The organism is Cupriavidus sp. CuC1 (genome assembly GCF_044627735.1).
Taxonomy (GTDB): domain Bacteria; phylum Pseudomonadota; class Gammaproteobacteria; order Burkholderiales; family Burkholderiaceae; genus Cupriavidus; species Cupriavidus ulmosensis.
In genome coordinates this window covers 1-3,417 of sequence record NZ_JBIUHC010000320.1, presented here as the reverse complement: position 1 = coordinate 3,417, position 3,417 = coordinate 1, and the positions used below count along the sequence as shown (strand labels likewise).

The 3,417-nt window shown below is 71.1% G+C and carries 3 protein-coding genes and 1 pseudogene; all 4 read right to left on the bottom strand.

Going from position 1 to position 3,417, the window contains the following annotated elements:
* Nucleotides 1-135 precede the first annotated feature (135 nt).
* Nucleotides 136-1,281: a DUF1501 domain-containing protein gene (locus ACGLHR_RS51065; protein WP_400103673.1), complete on the bottom strand. Its 1,146-nt coding sequence runs from the start codon at nt 1,279-1,281 to the stop codon at nt 136-138.
* 5 nt (nt 1,282-1,286) lie between these two features.
* Nucleotides 1,287-2,672, bottom strand: coding sequence for a DUF1800 family protein (locus ACGLHR_RS51060; RefSeq protein ID WP_400103671.1), 1,386 nt, complete (start codon nt 2,670-2,672; stop codon nt 1,287-1,289).
* 70 nt (nt 2,673-2,742) lie between these two features.
* On the bottom strand, nt 2,743-3,228 hold the full coding sequence (locus tag ACGLHR_RS51055; RefSeq protein WP_400103669.1) for a periplasmic heavy metal sensor: 486 nt from the start codon (nt 3,226-3,228) through the stop codon (nt 2,743-2,745).
* Nucleotides 3,225-3,417: pseudogene (locus tag ACGLHR_RS51050) on the bottom strand (hypothetical protein); the annotation flags it as partial. The gene ACGLHR_RS51055 and the pseudogene ACGLHR_RS51050, both read right to left, overlap by 4 nt.

The window sequence follows — 3,417 nt, the reverse complement described above, 5'->3', positions numbered from 1 at the left end:
TTACGAGTAAAGAAAAGTGACATCTCACACGTTCTAAAACGGCCAACCCCGTACAGCCGCGACAGCAGCTAGAAGCAATAAAACCCCGCCCACAAGAGCCCCCTACATCAGCGGGGCCACAAGCAAGCAACACAATCACACCCCCACTAACTCCCCCATCCTCCCCCCCTTCCAAACCTCCCCAAACAACACCCCTCCAACCCGCCCCTCATCCAACCCGAAACTCTGCCCCGCAGCCGCGGCGATCAACCCATCCAACCCCATGGTCGGCGCCAGATCGCGCCCCTGGTAGAGCGCCCCCTGCCCCAAACCCGGCCAGTCGGCCATGACACGCCCACCCTTGACCGCCCCTCCCACCAGCATCGCCACCGCGCCAGTACCGTGATCGGTGCCGCCCGTGCCGTTGGCGGTGGCCGTGCGTCCGAACTCGGTGGCCACCAGCACAGTGGTGCGGTCCCATGCGGGGCCGAGGCCGTCGCGCAGCGCGGCTAGCATGGTGTCGAGGGCCTTGAGCCGGGCCGCCAGCCGCGGCGCTTGCGCGCTGTGCGTATCCCAGCCGCCGGTCTCGATCATGGCGATGCGCGGCCCGTCCGCGCGGGCCAGGAAACCGGCGGCAAGGCGGCCAAGGCTGGCGGGGTCCTGCCGCGCGCCGGCGTCGCCGGCCAGGCCGCGGGCTTGCATGGCCGCGTTCCAGAGGGGGTGCAGTTGCGCGTCCATCTCGTAGAGCTGCCCGACGCGCGTGAGCAGGTCATCGGGCGCCGAAGGCAGCGCCGATGGCGCATAGGAGCCGACTTCCACCGGCCCGCGCAGCGCCGCCGGCACCGTGGGCGCGAAGGCGATGGCGTTATCCAGCCGCTTGGGCAGCAGGCTCACTAGGCGGTTCATCCAGCCGTCCTTGACCTGGTAGGGCGCGGCGCCGCCGGTCTCCAGCACGTTCTGCCCGTCGAAATGCGAGCGCTCCCGGTAGGGCGATGCCACCGCATGCACGAACAGCGCCTGCCCCGCGCTGTACATCCGTGCCGTCTCCGTCAACGCGGGATGCAGCGCAAAGGTGCCGTCGAGCCGCGTGGCTTGCGCTGCGTCGATGGCCAGCGCGCCACGCAGGCGGGCGTAGCCGGGATCGGCGTAGGGAATGACCGTGTTCAAGCCATCGGCGGCGCCGCGCTGGATGACGAAGACAAAGCGGCGATCGGAATCCACGCTGGCGAGCGTGAGGCGCGGCAACGCAAGCATGGCAGCGGCGCCGCCGGCCGCGCGGAGGAAATCTCGGCGGGAAAACATGGCAATTACCTCCGTTGAAAATCGGGCGACACCAGCAGCAAGGCCAGTGCGGTCTGCGCGCTTTCGGCGCGCGCAATGGCGGCCGAGGTCGGCGCCGACAGCGTGCCGGCGAGCAGCTTGGGGCCGAGCTCGCGCGCATCGATCCGATCGCCGACGCGCGCCGCCAGGCGCTGCGCCATCTCAACCCGGCGCACCAGCGCATCGGGCGCGGCCCAGCTTGCAGCGATGTCGTCGTAGCCCGCGGGCGAGCCCGGCCGCCAGACCGGCTGGCCGAGCTGGGTCAACATGGGCGCGAAGTGCAGTGCGCCCGCCTCGCGCAAACCCAACCCGCGCAAGGAGGAGAGGGTCCACTCCCAAGGCGTCTTGAATTTCGCCGGCTCGCTGGCCCACGCCTCGGGCGACTGCACCAGCGCGCGGTACATCTCGGGCAACGCGCCACCGCTGCGCTGATAAGCCTCGGACAAGCGCGCCACCAGCGCGGGCGGCGGCACGTCGGCGACGAAGTGGCGGACCAGCTTGGTGGCCAGGTGATTGGCCGTGGCTTCGCTCTGCGCGAGGTCATGCAGCACGGCCAGCGCCTGCGCTTCACCTTGCTGCGGATAGCTGCGGCCCAGGATGGTGCGGGTGCCGGGCTCATGCACGCGCGCGCGGAACTGGAAGCGCCCGGGCTCGCCGTCCACGCGCGCGCCGAGGCCGCCGATGCTCCAGCCGGTCAGCGCCCGCGCGAACTCGGTCACATCGGCCTGCTGGTAGCCGCTGCGCACGCCGAGCGTATGCAGCTCCAGGATTTCGCGCGCGAGGTTCTCGTTCAATCCAAGCTGGCGCTCGGGCGCACGCTGCGCGGCCACCCGCGCGGCCATGCTGTCGGGGCCGATCGAGCGGACCTGGTCCAGGAAGACCTGCATGGCGGCATGGCGCTCCACCGCGACCAGCATGTCCTCGAAGCGTCCGAGCACATGGGGACGGATTGCCTCGGCCTCGAAGGCGCCGGCCAGCGCGGCTACGGCCGGCTTCTCCACCGAGACCGCGAAGTGGTTGGACCAGAAATGCACCAGCCGCTCGACGAACGGCGCCTGCGTGACCAGCGCACTGATCACGCGCGCATCGACGGCATCGCGATAAGCCTCGCGCGTCTCGCGCTGCAATTGCTGGCGCGCCGCGGTCTTCGCGTCGGCCTGCGCCTGGCGCACCTCGCGCTGCTGGGCGCCGAACTCGCCGGCCAACGCGGCTGTGCCCGGCTGCGCGCTCCAGGAGGCGGGCCTGGCCTCGTAGCGCTCGAACTGGCCCAGCAGCCAGCCGCGCGGATCGGCCGGCAGCGGCTCATCCGGGCGCGCGCCCAGCCCGAACCGGTTGACCGCGACAGCCGCGGCCGTCATGGCGGTGTTTGTCATGTGTTGCTCCCCTGGGAAATCCTCGTCCTCGGCATCAACCACAGCTTTGCTGTTGTTCTCGATCGCCGCGTCATGGCGCTGCCTTCGCGGGCCGCGCCGGCGCCGTGCGCAGCGGGCCGCGCTGGACCAGTGCATCGGCCAGCTTCTCCCGATCCGCGGGCGACAGCGTGGCGGCGAATTCCACCACGCTGCCTTCCAGCCGGGTGCGCACCGCGGCATCGGCCTCGCGCGTGCGGGCTAATGCCGCCGCCAGCGCGTCACGCTCGAACTGCGGCTGCCGCAGCAATTGCTCCACCTGGTGGCGTCCGTCGCGCGCGGCGTCCACGTCCGACGCTGCGGCACGGCGCGCCGCGCGCAAGCCTTGCAGGAACTGCCTGCGCTGCTCGGCCTCCAGCCCGTCGGCGGCAAAGCGCAGGCCGCGCGGCTGCGCGGCCGCATGGCGCTCCAGGGCGTACCAGCGATAGCCGCCACCACCAATCGCGCCCAGCAAGAACACGTTGACCAGCACGGAGATCGCCAGCGCTACCTTGAGCCGCTTCGGCGTACGCTCGTTCATTCCTCGCTCCCGTTATGCGCCGTGCCACCGAAGCCGGTCGATGCGTAGGGCAGATCGATGGCGGCCGGCGCCGGCACCGTGGCCAGCACGGCCGAGACCAGCAACGCGCCCGCCAAGGTGCCGGCCAGGCCGACGCCGGCCAGGCCCAGCCCGGACCACCACCACGGCGCGCGCGGCGCGCTCGCGCTC